Annotated in this window: 17 protein-coding genes; 10 read left to right on the top strand and 7 right to left on the bottom strand. The window is 56.4% G+C overall.

Features of this window, described 5'->3' with window-relative positions; translation table 11 throughout:
• The first annotated feature begins 65 nt into the window (after positions 1 to 65).
• On the top strand, positions 66 to 518 hold the full coding sequence (locus tag ACMWJS_RS15410) for a DUF1198 domain-containing protein (protein WP_008500140.1): 453 nt from the start codon (positions 66 to 68) through the stop codon (positions 516 to 518).
• Between the two features lie 102 nt (positions 519 to 620).
• Positions 621 to 1,811, top strand: a complete 1,191-nt coding sequence (gene nepI, locus ACMWJS_RS15405) for a purine ribonucleoside efflux pump NepI (RefSeq protein WP_414747270.1) — start codon at positions 621 to 623, stop codon at positions 1,809 to 1,811.
• Between the two features lie 48 nt (positions 1,812 to 1,859).
• Here the strand turns inward: nepI and ACMWJS_RS15400 are convergent, their stop codons facing one another.
• From ACMWJS_RS15400 to ACMWJS_RS15375, 6 genes are all read right to left on the bottom strand, one after another.
• Complete coding sequence (locus tag ACMWJS_RS15400; RefSeq protein ID WP_233396173.1) at positions 1,860 to 2,765, bottom strand: EamA family transporter; 906 nt, start codon at positions 2,763 to 2,765, stop codon at positions 1,860 to 1,862.
• A gap of 134 nt (positions 2,766 to 2,899) precedes the next feature.
• Entirely contained in the window at positions 2,900 to 4,279 is a 1,380-nt protein-coding gene (locus ACMWJS_RS15395) for a carbohydrate porin (protein ID WP_414747269.1), read from the bottom strand.
• 138 nt (positions 4,280 to 4,417) lie between these two features.
• Positions 4,418 to 4,720: a PTS lactose/cellobiose transporter subunit IIA gene (locus ACMWJS_RS15390; protein ID WP_414747268.1), complete on the bottom strand. Its 303-nt coding sequence runs from the start codon at positions 4,718 to 4,720 to the stop codon at positions 4,418 to 4,420.
• A gap of 5 nt (positions 4,721 to 4,725) precedes the next feature.
• Positions 4,726 to 6,102, bottom strand: coding sequence for a glycoside hydrolase family 1 protein (locus tag ACMWJS_RS15385; RefSeq protein ID WP_063622945.1), 1,377 nt, complete (start codon positions 6,100 to 6,102; stop codon positions 4,726 to 4,728).
• A gap of 17 nt (positions 6,103 to 6,119) precedes the next feature.
• Entirely contained in the window at positions 6,120 to 7,448 is a 1,329-nt protein-coding gene (locus ACMWJS_RS15380) for a PTS cellobiose transporter subunit IIC (protein ID WP_008500133.1), read from the bottom strand.
• 11 nt (positions 7,449 to 7,459) lie between these two features.
• Positions 7,460 to 7,774 carry a PTS sugar transporter subunit IIB gene (locus ACMWJS_RS15375; protein WP_032644367.1) on the bottom strand — a complete coding sequence of 105 codons (315 nt, stop codon included), beginning with the start codon at positions 7,772 to 7,774 and terminating at the stop codon, positions 7,460 to 7,462.
• 293 nt (positions 7,775 to 8,067) lie between these two features.
• Between ACMWJS_RS15375 and ACMWJS_RS15370 the strand changes: the two genes are divergently transcribed.
• Positions 8,068 to 9,018: a LacI family DNA-binding transcriptional regulator gene (locus ACMWJS_RS15370; protein ID WP_008500131.1), complete on the top strand. Its 951-nt coding sequence runs from the start codon at positions 8,068 to 8,070 to the stop codon at positions 9,016 to 9,018.
• A gap of 50 nt (positions 9,019 to 9,068) precedes the next feature.
• Here ACMWJS_RS15370 and ACMWJS_RS15365 read toward each other — a convergent pair whose 3' ends face one another.
• Entirely contained in the window at positions 9,069 to 9,365 is a 297-nt protein-coding gene (locus ACMWJS_RS15365) for a YicS family protein (protein WP_032654360.1), read from the bottom strand.
• Positions 9,366 to 9,506: 141 nt separating this feature from the next.
• Between ACMWJS_RS15365 and ACMWJS_RS15360 the strand changes: the two genes are divergently transcribed.
• The 7 genes from ACMWJS_RS15360 to ACMWJS_RS15330 all read left to right on the top strand — a co-directional run bounded on the left by ACMWJS_RS15360 (position 9,507) and on the right by ACMWJS_RS15330 (position 15,420).
• Entirely contained in the window at positions 9,507 to 9,926 is a 420-nt protein-coding gene (locus ACMWJS_RS15360) for a GNAT family N-acetyltransferase (RefSeq protein ID WP_048030347.1), read from the top strand.
• 129 nt (positions 9,927 to 10,055) lie between these two features.
• Entirely contained in the window at positions 10,056 to 10,322 is a 267-nt protein-coding gene (locus ACMWJS_RS15355) for an antitoxin (protein ID WP_045907940.1), read from the top strand.
• Positions 10,319 to 10,717 (top strand): type II toxin-antitoxin system VapC family toxin, encoded by a 399-nt coding sequence (locus ACMWJS_RS15350; RefSeq protein ID WP_023293716.1) that lies wholly within the window; start codon positions 10,319 to 10,321, stop codon positions 10,715 to 10,717. The genes ACMWJS_RS15355 and ACMWJS_RS15350 overlap by 4 nt, the downstream gene beginning before the upstream one ends.
• A 139-nt stretch (positions 10,718 to 10,856) precedes the next feature.
• Positions 10,857 to 11,657 carry a lipoprotein NlpA gene (gene nlpA, locus ACMWJS_RS15345; RefSeq protein WP_048226752.1) on the top strand — a complete coding sequence of 267 codons (801 nt, stop codon included), beginning with the start codon at positions 10,857 to 10,859 and terminating at the stop codon, positions 11,655 to 11,657.
• A 123-nt stretch (positions 11,658 to 11,780) separates the two neighbouring features.
• Positions 11,781 to 12,560, top strand: coding sequence for an MBL fold metallo-hydrolase (locus ACMWJS_RS15340; protein WP_045907939.1), 780 nt, complete (start codon positions 11,781 to 11,783; stop codon positions 12,558 to 12,560).
• Between the two features lie 26 nt (positions 12,561 to 12,586).
• Positions 12,587 to 13,540, top strand: a complete 954-nt coding sequence (locus tag ACMWJS_RS15335) for a GlxA family transcriptional regulator (RefSeq protein WP_048226748.1) — start codon at positions 12,587 to 12,589, stop codon at positions 13,538 to 13,540.
• Positions 13,541 to 13,722: 182 nt separating this feature from the next.
• On the top strand, positions 13,723 to 15,420 hold the full coding sequence (locus ACMWJS_RS15330; RefSeq protein WP_262780967.1) for a ShlB/FhaC/HecB family hemolysin secretion/activation protein: 1,698 nt from the start codon (positions 13,723 to 13,725) through the stop codon (positions 15,418 to 15,420).
• Positions 15,421 to 15,434: the final 14 nt, after the last annotated feature.

Raw genomic sequence — 15,434 nt, 5'->3', positions numbered from 1 at the left:
GGTTCTGCCCGCTGTTGACGCCGTGCGTTTCCCGCTATGATGAGCGGCTAGTCAAAGGAGAACGCATGGTCTGGATAATGCTGGCAACGCTTGCCGTGGTGTTTGTGGTGGGATTTCGCGTCCTGACCTCAGATTCCCGCCGCGCCATCAAACGTTTAAGCGAGCGTCTGGGCATCACCCCGATGCCGGTCGAGTCGATGATCGATCAGTTCGGTAAAACGCCGGGCAATGAGTTTATCCGCTACCTTGAGCGCCCCGACGAGGCGCATCTGCAAAACGCCGCACAGGTGCTGCTGATCTGGCAGGTCTGCATTGTCGACGGCAGTGAAGAGAACCTGCACACGTGGCACCGCCTGCTGCGTAAAGCCCGCCTGGCCGCGCCGATCACCGATGCGCAAATTCGTCTGGCGCTCGGCTTTATGCGCGAGATGGAGCCCGATCCGCAGGAGCTGAACGCCTTCCAGCTGCGCTATAACCAGCTCTTCCTGCCGGAAGAGGGCGTGTTTTACCTGCACTGATCCCCTCTAAAAACCACAAAAGTTGTCTAAACGTTAAATTCGTCACACTTTTGATGATAAACTGCGCGACTTTTCCGCACGTTTTTATCTTCAGGTGACGCCATGACAGAACATATTCAGCCCACGACCCGACTACAGACCAGCGAGGTTTCACGCCCCAACTGGTCGGCCGTTTTCGCCGTGGCATTCTGCGTCGCCTGCTTGATTACCGTTGAGTTTCTGCCGGTGAGCCTGCTGACGCCGATGGCGCAGGATCTGGGCATTTCCGAAGGCGTGGCGGGGCAATCCGTTACCGTCACCGCCTTTGTGGCGATGTTTGCCAGCCTGTTTATCACCCAGGTGATTGGCACCATCGACCGCCGCAAAGTGGTCATTCTGTTCAGCGTGCTGCTGACGCTCTCCTGCCTGCTGGTCTCGTTTGCGGAAAGCTTTACCCTGCTGCTGCTGGGGCGCGCCTGTCTGGGGCTGGGGCTCGGCGGCTTCTGGGCGATGTCCGCCTCGCTGACCATGCGCCTGGTGCCTGCGCGCACCGTGCCGAAAGCGCTGTCCGTCATCTTTGGCGCGGTCTCTATCGCGCTGGTGATTGCCGCGCCGCTGGGCAGCTTCCTCGGCGGGATTATCGGCTGGCGTAACGTCTTCAACGCGGCGGCGGTGATGGGCCTGCTCTGCGTTATCTGGGTGTGGAAGGCGCTGCCGTCCCTGCCGGGCGAAGCGGCGCACCACAAGCAGAACATGTTCAGCCTGCTGAAGCGCCCCGGCGTGCTGGCGGGGATGACCGCGATCTTTATGTCCTTTGCCGGGCAGTTTGCCTTCTTCACCTATATTCGCCCGGTGTATATGACCATGGCGGGGTTTGACGTCGACGGCCTGACGCTGGTGCTCCTGAGCTTCGGTATTGCCAGCTTTGTCGGCACGTCGCTGTCGTCGCAGTTCCTGAAGCGCTCCCTGAAGGTGGCGCTGGCGGGGGCGCCGCTGGTACTGGCAGTGAGCGCCACGGTGTTGGTGCTGTGGGGCAGCGATAAGTGGGTCGCGTCTGCCATTGCGATTATCTGGGGCTTTGCCTTTGCGCTGGTGCCGGTGGGCTGGTCGACGTGGATCACCCGCTCGCTCGCCGATCAGGCGGAAAAAGCCGGGTCGATTCAGGTGGCGGTGATCCAGCTGGCAAACACCTGCGGCGCGGCGATTGGCGGCGTGGCGCTCGACCACCTGGGGCTGACGTCACCGCTGGTGATTTCCGGCACGCTGATGCTGTTGACCGCGCTGCTGGTGGCGGGGAAGGTTAAAGCGAAGTAGTGTTTTTCTCCCTCTCCCGTGGGAGAGGGTTGGGGTGAGGGCATCAGGCTACGCCGATGCCTTAACCCTTCTACGCGAATCCATCGAAATCAGTACCACCGACGACACGATCAGCAGCGTTCCCAGCCAGTCCGGCAGGGTAAACGCCACGCCCAGCAACATCACCGACAGCAACGCGCTGCTCAGCGGCTCGGCGCAACTCAGAATGCTCGCCTTTGGCCCGCCGATCATCTGTGCGCCTTTCAGATACAGGCTGAACGTCAGCGCGGTGCCGATCACAACCAGATAGAAAAACGCCAGCAGCAGGCTGCCGTCAATGACGAAGGTCGTCCCGCGCCCGGCGTAGAACGGCGTCAGCATTAACCCGGCAATCAACATACTCCAGCCGACAATCGGCAATGTGCCGTAGCGGGCAATCAGCGTTGACGGATAGGTGGTGTAAAACGCCGCGGCAAACGCCGAGGCGATGCCAAAGAACAGCGCGGCTGGCGAGATGGAGAGCGAGGTTGGGTCGCCGTGGGTCACCAGCAGGAACGTCCCGACAAGCGAGGTCACAATTGCGGACAGAACAAACACGCCGGGGCGCGTTTTCCGCGCCAGCGCGAACCACGCCACGATAATGGTTGGCGACAGAAACTGCAGCACGGTGGCGGTAGCGGCGTTGGATTTTTCAATCGTCAGCAGAAAGGTGAGCTGCACGGTGAGCGCGCCGACCAGCGAGAAAAACAGCAGGCTGAGGGCGTCTTTGCGATGCTTGATGACCGAGAAAATCTTGTCGCCGTGAACGAAGGAGAGCGTCAGGAGGATCACGCCGGTAAACAGCAGGCGAACCATGGTCAGGTAAGGCGAAGAAATGTGGCTTTTCTCCATGATGTACTGCGCGCAAACGCCGGAACTGCCCCATAAAACGGCGGCGATCAGGACGTTCAGCATCCCTTTACGTGTGGAACCCATTTTCTCCCCTGCTATGTTGATTTTTTTCTAGCATAACATGGGATCCTGCCGGATGGCGCTGCGCTTACCCGGCCTACAAAACCTTGTAGGCCCGTGCAAGCGCAGCGCCGCCGGGCGAAACAAACGACGCTCTACTAGAACCACGCCTCCCACATTGCGCCGATGTTGAAGTCGTCGAGCGTCTCGTCTTTGGTGTTGTTCACGCGCGCGGTGCGTGCGTTATCCACTTTGCCGCCGGTCACGTAGAAGCGCAGCATCGGACGGAACTCTGGCCCCATGGCGATAGACATGTTCTGCGACAGGGTCAGCTTCCAGCCCTTGTTGTCGCCGCCGTTATCGTAGTCAACGTGCTGCCAGCCTGCTTCCAGCCAGGTGGAGTGAACGTCGTTCCACCAGTGCATCGGGCGCACGATGGCGTTGTAGTTCTTACGGTTGTCGGTCTTATCGCGGCTGTTGTCATAATCGTGGAAGGCGAGGATGTACTCCACCTGCGTCGCCTGGGTGAATTTATACAGCCCTTCGAAGCTGGCGTAGACCGTGGTCAGATCCTCGGTTTTGTTGAACACGCTGTTGTCCGCGTTATCGGAGTAGCGGGCAATCACTTTGTTAACGCCGCTGTCGTTGGTGTGGCTCAGCACCACGCCGCCCTGCCAGGCGTTCAGACGCTCGTCGCTCTCCACCGCTTTCGAGTCAAAGCCGTAGTTGGCGTACAGCTCCAGATCCAGCGGACCGAGCTTCATGCCGTGGATTTTAGACGTCGCGGCGTAGTTGCCTTTGTCGCCCGTGCCGGAACCGCCGGTACAGGTGATGCGCGACGGGTTCGCTTCGTCTTCCATCACTTCCGGGCTACAGGATTCCACCGCCGCCACGGCGGCCACGTCGAACTGCACGCCGCCGATGTCGAAGTTCTTCACCCCGGCGCCCTGGCCGTCGTGGTTCATCCAGAAGTAATCGTTGATGCCCTGCTGCGGACGCTGGTGGAAGTCACGACCGGCCCAGAAGTAGGCGTTCGGGTTGGAGGCCATAATATTGGTCACCCCGGCGTAGGCCTTTTTCAGGTTAACTTCGTCGCCCCAGTGGTCGATCATCACGTTGATGTCCCAGATGGCGCCGTTTTCGCCCTTGAAGGCTTTAGAGAGCTGGAACTCGCCGCCGTTGCCTTCGTTACCCAGACGACCGATCGCGGACGCGCCGTTGTAGGAGCCATCGACAGCCACGTATTTCTGATCGGCGGCCTGGAAGTGCGCGCCGTAGCGGGCGTAGCCGGTAAATTTAATCCCGAACGGAATCGCCATGTCCGGGGATTGCGCCGCGCTTTGCGGCTCGGTCACCACGTCCGCTTTTTTCGCGACGGCGGCATCCATTTTGGCCTGGCGCTCGGCCAGGGCTTTATCCACCGCTTTCGCCACAATGGCGTCGATTTGCTCCTGGGTGAATTCTTGTGCGAGCACGGAAATTGGGCAAAGCGCGGCGATAACCGCCATGGTTAATGGAAGTTTTTTAATCGTATTCATGGTTATCTCAATATAGTTTAATTTTATTCAGACAATAACCATCCCGCTCCGATCTGACAGAATATGTCGCTATCATCAGAACAAGTGGATTTCTAGTTTTAGGTACAGAGGTATTACATTAATTTATTTCGCCATAGACTATCTCTGATATAAATGAATAATTTCTTCAGACAATTCACGCGCTAATAACGAATTCATTAAATGTTCGTGCGCGTGCACCATATTTAAGGTCATCGGCTGGCGGGCTTCGCCCGCGTCCTGCTCGATCAGTTTGGTCTGCATCTTGTGCGCCTGGCGCGCATAGCCGTCGGCTTCGCGCAGCAGGCTTTTGGCTTCGTCAATGTTGCCCTGGCGCGCCGCGTGCAGCGCCTCAAAGCACAGGCTGCGGGACTGGCCAGCATTGACGATAATTTCCATAACGGCTTCTTCTAATGCGATCATTATCATTACTCTTTTTCAAAACTATTATTTAAGGCGGTGGTGGCAAACCACTCTCCGCTTTTCTTAATGGTGCGCTGCTGCGTCTCCAGATCGAGCTGGATAAATCCGTAGCGATTTTTATAGGCATTGCACCACGACCAGTTATCGATAAATGTCCACATATGGTAGCCAAGGCAATTACACCCTTCGCTAATGCCTTTATGCAGCCAGGTTAAATGCTCAGAGATAAACTCAATGCGGTATTGATCGTTAATCTGGCCATTTTCAATAAAGCGCTGCTCGTTTTCGACGCCCATCCCGTTTTCAGAAATAAAGCAGCGGGGGTTACCGTAATTGTCGCGCAGGTTAATCAGAATATCGTAGATACCTGGCGCATAGATTTCCCAGCCGCGGTAGGGGTTCATCTTGCGGCCCGGCATCTCGTAGCTATCAAAGAACCATTCCGGCATAAACGGTGCCTGCGGGTTCACCGCGCTGTCGCGGCACTTCACGCGACGCGGCTGATAGTAGTTAATGCCGAGCAGGTCGATTTTCCCTTCCGCAATCAGGAAACCGTCTTCCGGCTTGCAGGCGGGCAACTGGTCGTAAGATTTCAGCAACGCCACCAGATCCGCTGGGTATTCGCCGCGCAGGACCGGGTCAAGGAAGCTGCGGTTAAACATCAGGTCCGCAACGTGCGCCGCCTTCACGTCCGCCGGGTTTTGCGAGCGCGGATACGACGGCGTCAGGTTCAGCACGATGCCGATCTCCCCAGCGTAATGCCCGGCGCGGTAGGCCTGAACTGCCTTCGCATGCGCCAGCACCGTGTGATACGCCACGGTGGCCGCCCGGCGGAAATCCACCACGTTCGGATAGTGGAAGTCGTACAGATAACCGCCTTCCACCGGCACGATCGGCTCGTTGAAGGTAAACCAGTGCAGCACGCGGTCGCCGAACAGCTCGAAGCAAATCTGCGCATAGCGGGCGTACGCGTCCACCACGTCACGGTTTTCCCAGCCGCCTATCTCCTGCATCGCCATCGGCATGTCGAAATGGAACAGGGTGATGAACGGCGTGATGCCCTGTTCATTCAGTTCATCAATGACCTGATTATAAAAATCGACCGCGTCCGGGTTCACTTCACCGATACCGTCGGGGATCAGGCGCGCCCAGCTAATCGAGGTGCGAAAGCTGTTGTGGTTCAGCTGTTTCAACAGCTGAATGTCCGTTTTCCAGTGCTGATAAAACGTGGAGGTCTGCTGCGGCCCCACGCCATTGTGAAAACGGTTCGGCTCGCGGGCAAACCAGTAATCCCACGTGGTTTCACCCTCTCTTGCCCCTTCCGTCTGGAGAGCGGAGCTTGCGCTGCCCCACCAGAAGTTATCGGGAAATGCGTATTTCATGACCCTTCCTCTTTGACTTAATTGCTTGTGGCTTCAGCGGCACCCACGGTTGCAGCCTGGGCTTTCTGCTCTTCGTTTTTAATCAGCGTACGCTCGTAGGCGCGCAGGAACGGCAGGTACATCAGCGCCGACATCACCATGCAGACCAGGCACATTACCACCGGGCTCAGCGCCCAGTTCGCCGCCCACGAGGCGCCAATCGGTGCAGGGGTAGTCCACGGGGTTAACGAGACGACCTGTGCCAGCCAGCCGAGCTTAGTTGCACCGTACGCCAGGCAGGCGTTGACCAGCGGAACGCACACGAACGGGATAAACAGCATCGGGTTCATGATGATCGGCGCGCCGAACAGAATCGGCTCGTTGATGTTAAAGAAGCTTGGCACCACGCCCATTTTGCCGATGGTGCGCAGGTGCGTAACGCGGCTGCGCAGAAGCAGGAACGCCAGCGGCAGGGTGGAACCGACGCCGCCAATCAGCAGGTAGTGATCCCAGAAGCCCTGCAGGTAAACGTGCGGCAGCGCCGCGCCTGCGGCCAGTGCCGCCTGGTTTGCCGAGAGGTTGGCCATCCAGAACGGGTTCATGATGCCGGTGACGATCAGCGAGCCGTGAATACCGGCGAACCAGAAGATCTGGCACAGCAGCACGGAGAGCAGAATAGCGGGCAGGGAGTCAGACGCGGACACCAGCGGCTCCAGCAGGTGCATGATTGCTTGCGGGATAATCATCCCGGTCTGCGCTTCAATGAACAGGTTCAGCGGATGCAGCGTGCCGATCACCACCATCACCGGGATCAGGATCTCAAACGAACGCGCCACGCCGGTGGGCACTTCCTTCGGCAGGCGGATGGTGACGTTGTTCTGCTTCAGCCAGGCGTAGACGCGGGTGGCGTAGATCGCGGTAATCAGCGCGGTGAAGATGCCCTGGCCGGAGAGATACTGGGTCGAGATTTTGCCGTCGGCATACGGCGCGGCGACCAGCAGGAAGGCCATAAAGGCCAGCAGGCCGGACATCACCGGGTCGAGGTTAAACTGACGCCCCAGGCTCGCTCCAATCCCTACCGAGATGAAGAAGGTCATCACGCCCATACTGAGGTTAAACGGCAGCATCAGCTGTTCGCGGTAGGTCTGGGAGAAATCCAGCCAGCCGCGGGCGAAGCTGTTGGTGGTATCCGCCGAAAACGGTGGGAAGATGAACACCAGCATAAACGAGCCGATGATCATAAACGGCAGCGCGGCGGTAAAGCCGTCGCGGATGGCAATCACATACTTTTGCTGACCGAGCTTCGCGGCCAGCGGGGTGATTGACTGCTCAATTACCGCGACCATGGATTGATATAACGAACTCATGTGAACACCTTTTAGTGTGCCGCTTCGATGAGCGACAGAGCATAGTCCAGTACTTTATCGCCACGCTGCATGCCGTAGTCCATCATGTCGATGGGCTGCACCGGAATGCCATGCGTTGCCGCCTTGTCTGAGAGTGTCTGTAACATGTATTTCACTTGCGGTCCGAGAAGTACCACCTGGTATTGCGGAAACTGCGTATCAAATTCGGAAACACCGTACGCATCAATCTTCACCGGCAAACCACGTTCTTTCGCGACATCGACCATTTTGCTGACCAGCAGGCTGGTGGACATCCCTGCAGAGCAGCACAGCATTATCTTGAACATCGACAACCATCCTTTAAATGTAAAAAGTTATTGCGAGGATGATTGGACATGATACGGAAACCGGTTTCCATTCATAAAAGACAGAACTGTGACAACCATCAAGATCCAATACTTATGAGGCTAATTAACCGGATGCAGGTCACATAATTTGGCTGTTTTGACATCATTTTGAGTGGAAACGGAAAATCGGTTTCCATGGAAAACGGAAACGGATATACTCCGTTCTGGCTATAATGTGAGCCGAAGCGGTCATGGAATTTGCAGGCGCGAGGTAAGCCTGCCAGGGGAAAGAGATGTCGACAATCAATGATGTATCACGTCTTGCCGGGGTGTCTAAAGCCACGGTATCGCGAGTGTTGAGTGGGTCGCGTGGCGTAAAGGAAGCCAGCCGTCAGGCCGTACTGAAAGCGGTGGATGAGCTGAACTACCGGCCTAACGTGATTGCCCAGTCGCTGCTGAGCCAGTCGACGGGCTGTATCGGGGTGATTTGCGCGCAGGAAAATATTAACCAGACCACCGGTTATCTCTACGCGCTGGAAAAACAGCTCAGCCAGCATCAAAAACACCTGCTGCTGCGCTTCGCGCACAGTAAAGCGGAAGTGATGCACGCCCTTGAAGAACTCTCTCGCGGGCTTTGCGATGACATCCTGGTGATTGGCGCGCGTTTCCCGCTGGACGTCGATATGGACAACGTCATCCTGGTCGACTGCATGGAGTCTGATAATTCCAACAGCATTCAGTTCGATCACGCCTTTGCCGCCGAAACCGCCTGTAACTACCTGACCAGCCAGGGGCGACGCCAGATTGCCCTGATCCACCCGCACGGCAGCGGGTTTGCCGACCAGGTTCTGCTCGGCTACAAGCACGCGCTGGAGAAAAATTTCCTGCCCTTTAATCGCAACCTTGTGTTCATGGACGCGACCTCCTCGTCCGTTGCGCTACAGGAGCTGCTGAATAACGCCAGCACGCTGAACTTCAACGCACTGCTGGTGGCGGACGAGCAGGAAGCCCAGCGGGTGATCCCGCAGCTGCAGGCGTTTAATAAATCCGTGCCAGACGACATTATGGTCTTTAGCCTGGCCGGATCGCTGCACCTGCCGGGTATTCCGGTGATCCCGGCGATTGAATATTCAATGGATGCCATGGCGGCGCGTATCGTGAGCTGGCTGACGGAGAAAACGCAGATGCTGGGCTCGTATGTGCTGCGCGGGGATTTAATTATTCCGGATGTGCGTAAGCGTTAAAAATATTTTGTAGGCCGGGTAAGGCGCAGCCGCCACCCGGCAAGCAGCATTCAATAATCTTCCATACAATCCACCTGACCAACCGCCGCCCAGTAGGCGTCCAGGTTGTCGCGCTTCACGGCGGTAACGGCATTTTTGATCAGCAGCTGATTGGCCTCTGACGACAAAATCATCGCCTGCCAAGCCTTATCGCTCTGCTTTTTCTGTGGCGTACAGGTTTTCTTTATATCTTTCATGACCTGCTGCTTAATCTGCGCTTCTTTCGCCGGATCCTCCTTTTCCTGAGCATGGACAAACGCGGCGAAGAGCAGACAAACCAGCAGGCAGACCAGATGCGCAGCTTTCATCAACAACCCCCATTAGAAGTCACAGGCTTCTCATGAAATATATCGTTACATTCAGTGTAGCGACGCCAGCCGAAAGTATGAATTTTCTCCACGATACGTGTGTGAGATAGTGAAACGGCACAGATAACAAGGAGAAAAAATATGCACCTGAGCATTACTGATAATGTTACGACGCAGGAGAAAGAGGAGTTACTGACGGGGCTGAGGGCTTTTAACGGAAAGTTTCTCGATCTGACAAATTTTAGCGGCGACGTTGGCGTTTACGTGCGGGACGAAAACGGCACCATGCTCGGCGGGCTCATTGGGGTGCGCAAAGGCGACTGGCTGAATATCGACTATCTCTGGGTGAGCGACACCGTACGGGGAACCGGCGTGGGCAGCCAGCTCATCAGAACGGCCGAAGAAGAAGCCAGGCGCAAAGGCTGCAAGCACGCGCTGGTCGATACCGCCAGCTTCCAGGCGCGTCCGTTCTATGAAAAGCAGGGGTACCAGCTGCAGATGTCTTTGCAGGATTATCCGTACCCGGGCATGCAGCGACATTACCTGGCGAAAGCCCTTTAAGCCCGTTTCTGTCATTATGCATTCTGCTATTTATTGCGAGCCGCTTTCCTAATTTAAAACGTGTTGCTTGTCTTCTTTTCGGGCCCTGGCGCATGCTTTGGCCTGGTTAAGTCATCCATGGAGATAGCAATGGAACGCACAGCAAAACTATTCAAAAAGGGTCAGAATCAGGCCGTTATGCTGCCTGCTGAATTCGCGTTTGATGCGGAGAGCGTCTACATCCGACGGGATGAGGAGGGGAATGTCGTTTTGGCGGCAAAACCTGTTCGAATAAAGAGCTGGGATAATTTTCTCCGCATGCTGGCAGAAACGGACGTACCAGATACGTTTTTGAGCAAGGAGGAACGCAATCAGAGTGTTACGACAAGAGACCCTCTGGATGGAGCATGCTCATGAGACATATGCTGGATACGAATATTGTGAGTCACTTGTTTAAACGACACCCGGAGGTTGTAAGCAGAATGACATGTCTGGCGCCGGGTGACGTTTGTATCTCAAGCATTACCGAAGCGGAATTGCTGTATGGTGCTGACAAGAAGAAAAGCAGTAGATTGAAAGAAACAATCCGGGAGTTTCTCAATACCATCACGATTTGCGACTGGGACAGCGACGCCGCAGCAACGTACGGTGAACTCCGTGCAACCCTGGAAAAGAAAGGGAAAGTGATGGGGGATCTCGATCAACTGATCGCTGCACATGCTATCAGTCGGGGAACAACGATTGTTACTAACGATCGTGCATTCAGAATGGTGCAGGAGCTTGCCGTCGAGGACTGGACGACAACGTTGTGATCCCTGATGTCCGGTGGTGCAGCGTCACCCGGCCATACCCGCATATAACCGATCCTTCTTATTGATTCTTTTTCGGTTTTTATTTCCCCGCCTCGTTGTCGATATAGTCACTACAACATTCAGCAAAAGGAACTGTCTTGTGAAACGTCGATTGGGTGCTCTGGTACTGGCTGGCCTGCTGCTGGCAGGGTGCGATCAAAGTGGCAGCGATGCCAAACACATTAAAGTTGGCGTCATCAACGGCGCCGAACAGGACGTGGCGGAAGTCGCCAAAAAGGTGGCGAAAGAGAAATATGGCCTGGACGTGGAGCTGGTGGGCTTCAGCGGCTCGCTGTTGCCTAACGATGCCACCAACCAGGGGGAACTGGATGCCAACGTCTTCCAGCATCGCCCGTTCCTTGCAGAGGATAACAAGGCGCATGGCTACAAGCTGGTGGCCGTGGCGAACACCTTTGTTTTCCCGATGGCTGGCTATTCCCGCAAAATCAAATCCGTGTCTGACCTGAAGGACGGCGCAACCATTGCCATTCCAAACGACCCGACTAATCTGGGACGCGCGCTGTTGCTGCTGCAAAAAGAGAAGCTCATCACCCTGAAGCCAGATACCGGGCTGCTGCCGACGGCGCTGGATATTACCGCCAACCCTAAGCAGCTGAAAATCATGGAGCTGGAAGGGGCGCAGCTGCCGCGCGTGCTGGACGACCCGAAAGTGGATGTCGCCATCATCAGCACCACCTATATTCAGCAAACCGGGCTGTCGCCGGTGCATGACAGCGTCTTTATCGAAGACAAAAATTCGCCGTACGTGAACATCGTGGTGACGCGCGAAGACAACAAAGACGCGCAGAACGTGAAGGAATTTATCCAGTCGTATCAGTCCCCTGAAGTAGCGAAAGCAGCGGAGACGATCTTTAACGGCGGGGCGGTGCCGGGCTGGTAAAAGCACCAGCATAAAGCACGGTGACGTAAATTGGCCCGATTTCATCGGTAATCGCTCTTTAACCCACAGCGTGACGCGCGACGGCTGGCTATCCTCCTTATCACACCAACCGGAGGATAGCCCATGAACATCACCCACATTCGCAACGCCACCCAGCTGATTACCTATGCCGGAAAACGTCTTTTAGTCGACCCGATGCTGGCCCCACAGGGCGCTTATCCGGGCTTCCCTGGCACGGCCCATGCCGAACGCCGCAACCCGACGGTCGAACTCCCCGTTGACGTCAACGCGCTGCTGGACGCCGACGCGGTGATCGTCACCCATACCCATGACGATCACTGGGATCGCGCCGCAGCGGAACTGATCGCCAAAGACAAACCGATCTACGTACAAAATGACCGCGACGCTGCACTGCTGCGCAGCCAGGGGTTTAGCAACCTGACGGTCATGACCGACGAGACCACCTTCGGCGAGATTCGAATTGCGAAGACCCACGGCGGCCAGCACGGTACCGATCGCGCATATGCCGTGCCCGAACTGGCGGAGCGGCTGGGCGAGGCCTGTGGCGTGGTGCTGCGTCATCCTGATGAGAAGACGCTCTATATTGCCGGGGATACCGTCTGGCGTGACGAGGTGGCGGCCGATCTGCAAAAGCACCAGCCGGACGTGGTGGTACTGAACGCTGGCTATGCCCACGTCATTGGTTTTGGGCCCATTATTATGGGGCAGGAGGATGTGCTCAACGTCCATTTCCTGCTGCCGCAGGCTAAAATTGTGGCGATCCATATGGAAGCCATTAACCACTGTCTGTTAACCCGCAGCGCGCTGCGGGAGTACGTTGAAGCCAACCAGGTGAGTGACGCAGTGAGCATTCCCCAGGATGGCGAAACCGTTATATTCTGAGTGACTGAAAGGGAAAGGAGAGACAGATGTCGCTAATCAACGTCGCGATTGTCGCGGTAGACGGGTTCAGCCCGTTCCACTACTCCGTTCCCTGCATTCTGTTTGGCGACTCGGTCTCCGGAGAAAAGCGCTTTAACGTGACGATCTGCGCCGAAACGCCAGGGTTTCTCACCTCAAAAGACGGATTTGCTCTCAACGCCACGCAGGATTTTACCGCCATTGGGCAGGCCGATATTGTTGTCGTTCCTTACTGGCAGCACGTTCTTGAACGCCCGCCGCAGTCGCTGCTCGACAGCCTGGTGCAGGCGAGAGACCACGGTGCGGAAATCGTCGGGCTGTGTCTGGGGTCGTTTGTGCTGGCCTGGGCGGGGATCCTCGACGGCAAACGCGCGGCCACCCACTGGGAGTTCGAACGTCAGTTTCAGTCGCTCTTCCCGAACGTTCAGCTGGATATTAATGCCCTTTACGTGGATGACGGCAATATCATCACCTCCGCCGGTACTGCCGCAGCCCTCGACTGCTGCCTGTATATCATTCGCCAGCGCTTTGGCAGCGTGGTCGCTAACCAGATTGCCCGTCGGATGATTGTTCCGCCCCACCGCGAGGGCGGGCAGGCGCAGTTCATCGCCCAGCCGGTACCCAAAGATACCCGCGACGGACGCATTAACTGCCTGATCGACTACCTGCAGCAGCACATCACCGAACCGCATAGTCTGGACTCGCTGGCGGACGTGGTCTCGATGAGCCGCCGCACCCTGACCCGTCATTTTGTTAACGCTACGGGGATGAGCGTCACCGACTGGCTGACCGCCGAACGCCTGCGGCGCAGCCAGATCTTACTGGAAGCCGGAAATATGCCGATTGAACGCGTGGCTGAGCTGGTGGGATTTAATTCCGCCGTCACCTGGCGACAGCAGTTTAAAGCGCGTTTTGGGGTGAGCCCTGCAGAGTGGCGAAAAACTTTCCGTCTTCACAGCTAGTGTATTCAGGCTAACTCAAGATTTAAGGCTTAGTTAAATTAGTTCGTATTTTTTCTTAATACCCTTCTCATTTTTATGAAAGAAAAATTTATTTCAGATGCCCTAACGCAAATTAGATATACTCGCTTTAAGAATGCTCTTATATTACGCAAATAATCATTGCGGACATTTTTGTGGCATGGATGAATAGCTCCAGAATAAAAAATAGAATAATTTCATTAGTAAATTATGCTGCTGCTATCTTATTGGTCGTCTTTTTTTTAGCGCGCGCCAATGCTGCGCCGCTATCGCCGGCCGATCGCGATTCCATTCAACAGCAACAGCAGCAGCTTTTATTACAGAACCAGCAACAGCGTGAGGAGCTGGAGCGCAGTATTCCTCGCCCTGCGCCCGCCAGACCGCTGCCTGTTACCGGCTCCGGGCCCTGTTTCACCATTCATACCATTACCCTTTCCGGTGCGACCTTAATCTCCCCGAAAAACCGGCAGACCCTTGTCGCGCCGTGGCAGGGCCGCTGTCTGGATATGGCGAAAATAACGGAACTTCTCGCCCATATTTCTGACTGGTATATCAGCCGGGGATATATCACCAGCCGCGCTTTTCTTACCGAGCAGGATCTCTCCGGCGGTCAGCTGAATATTGTTGTGCTGGAAGGCAGACTGGAAGCGATCCGTCTGGAAGGCGAAACGCCGCGTATGCTGAAAATGGCGTTTCCGGGACGGGTGGGCGGCATCCTTAATTTACGCGACATCGAACAGGGCATGGAGCAAATTAACCGTTTGCGTACCGACCCGGTTCAGATTGAAATTCTTCCGGGAACGCAGGCCGGATATTCCATCGTTAATCTCACGGCAAAACCGGAATTTCCCTTAAGTGTATCCGTAAGCCTGGATAATAGCGGGCAGAAGAGTACCGGCGAAGATCAGCTGAGTGGCGTGCTCACCGCCAATAATATGCTGGGGCTGGCGGATAAATGGTTTGTCAGCGGCGGGCGCAGCAGCGATTTTGCCAGCGCGTACGATGCGCAGAATTTCCAGGCGGGCGTCAGCGTGCCGTTTGGCTACGGATTACTGGACTACAGCTACGCCTGGAGTAACTACCGGACCACCATCAATAACCAGGGATTCAACTGGCTCTCCACGGGCGATACCAAAACCCACCGCGTTAACGCGTCCTGGGTGGTCTTCCGCAACGGGGAGGTGAAAACCGGCATTGCGGCTGGCGTGGTTCAGCGCTCCAGCCGCAACTGGCTCAACGACGCGCCGCTTCAGAGCAGCACGCGCAACCTCTCCAGCCTGATTCTGGGCATTACGCACACGCAAAAAATGCTGGGCGGCGTGGCGACCTTCAACCCGACCTGGAGCCACGGCATGCCGTGGTTCAATGCCGAAACCGACGAAGATAAGTCCGGGGATGTGCCGCGCGCGGAATTCCGCAAATGGAGTCTGAACGCCAGCTTCCAGCGGCCGATTACCCGTAATGCCTGGTGGCTGACCAGCGCCTATGGCCAGTGGTCGCCCGATCGGCTGTACGGTTCCGAGCGCCTGACGCTCGGCGGCGAAAGCTCCGTGCGCGGTTTTAAAGAGCAGTACCTGTCCGGGGATAACGGCGGCTACTGGCGTAACGAGCTGGGGTACTCCCTCTTCACCCTTCCTGTGATTGGCGCGGTGAGCGCAACGGTCGCCGTTGACGGTGGCTGGCTGGAAAAAGACCGTCAGGACCGCTTTGCCTCCGGCACGTTATGGGGAGGCTCGGTGGGGCTGAGCAGCGCAGGGCGCTGGTACAGCAGCCAGATTTCGGTCGGCACGCCCCTGCACTACCCCGACTGGCTCGGCCCGGATCATGTGAGCGTTAACTGGCGCATTGCCTTCATGCTTTAAGAGACTCTACGACT

Origin of the sequence: Enterobacter sp. HK-058-C-ECC (assembly GCF_047531125.1) — a bacterium.
Taxonomy (GTDB): Bacteria; Pseudomonadota; Gammaproteobacteria; order Enterobacterales; family Enterobacteriaceae; genus Enterobacter; species Enterobacter quasiroggenkampii.
The sequence above is the reverse complement of the archived record's forward strand: the minus strand, read 5'-3'. Positions and strand labels throughout refer to the sequence as shown.

What these genes read in the sequence shown, in the direction of transcription:
- ACMWJS_RS15410 (WP_008500140.1), top strand. Translation starts at nt 66, where the DNA reads ATGGTCTGGATAATGCTGGCAACGCTTGCCGTGGTGTTTGTGGTGGGA.
- nepI (WP_414747270.1), top strand. Translation starts at nt 621, where the DNA reads ATGACAGAACATATTCAGCCCACGACCCGACTACAGACCAGCGAGGTT.
- ACMWJS_RS15400 (WP_233396173.1), bottom strand. Translation starts at nt 2,765, where the DNA reads ATGGGTTCCACACGTAAAGGGATGCTGAACGTCCTGATCGCCGCCGTT.
- ACMWJS_RS15395 (WP_414747269.1), bottom strand. Translation starts at nt 4,279, where the DNA reads ATGAATACGATTAAAAAACTTCCATTAACCATGGCGGTTATCGCCGCG.
- ACMWJS_RS15390 (WP_414747268.1), bottom strand. Translation starts at nt 4,720, where the DNA reads ATGATCGCATTAGAAGAAGCCGTTATGGAAATTATCGTCAATGCTGGC.
- ACMWJS_RS15385 (WP_063622945.1), bottom strand. Translation starts at nt 6,102, where the DNA reads ATGAAATACGCATTTCCCGATAACTTCTGGTGGGGCAGCGCAAGCTCC.
- ACMWJS_RS15380 (WP_008500133.1), bottom strand. Translation starts at nt 7,448, where the DNA reads ATGAGTTCGTTATATCAATCCATGGTCGCGGTAATTGAGCAGTCAATC.
- ACMWJS_RS15375 (WP_032644367.1), bottom strand. Translation starts at nt 7,774, where the DNA reads ATGTTCAAGATAATGCTGTGCTGCTCTGCAGGGATGTCCACCAGCCTG.
- ACMWJS_RS15370 (WP_008500131.1), top strand. Translation starts at nt 8,068, where the DNA reads ATGTCGACAATCAATGATGTATCACGTCTTGCCGGGGTGTCTAAAGCC.
- ACMWJS_RS15365 (WP_032654360.1), bottom strand. Translation starts at nt 9,365, where the DNA reads ATGAAAGCTGCGCATCTGGTCTGCCTGCTGGTTTGTCTGCTCTTCGCC.
- ACMWJS_RS15360 (WP_048030347.1), top strand. Translation starts at nt 9,507, where the DNA reads ATGCACCTGAGCATTACTGATAATGTTACGACGCAGGAGAAAGAGGAG.
- ACMWJS_RS15355 (WP_045907940.1), top strand. Translation starts at nt 10,056, where the DNA reads ATGGAACGCACAGCAAAACTATTCAAAAAGGGTCAGAATCAGGCCGTT.
- ACMWJS_RS15350 (WP_023293716.1), top strand. Translation starts at nt 10,319, where the DNA reads ATGAGACATATGCTGGATACGAATATTGTGAGTCACTTGTTTAAACGA.
- ACMWJS_RS15340 (WP_045907939.1), top strand. Translation starts at nt 11,781, where the DNA reads ATGAACATCACCCACATTCGCAACGCCACCCAGCTGATTACCTATGCC.
- ACMWJS_RS15335 (WP_048226748.1), top strand. Translation starts at nt 12,587, where the DNA reads ATGTCGCTAATCAACGTCGCGATTGTCGCGGTAGACGGGTTCAGCCCG.
- ACMWJS_RS15330 (WP_262780967.1), top strand. Translation starts at nt 13,723, where the DNA reads ATGAATAGCTCCAGAATAAAAAATAGAATAATTTCATTAGTAAATTAT.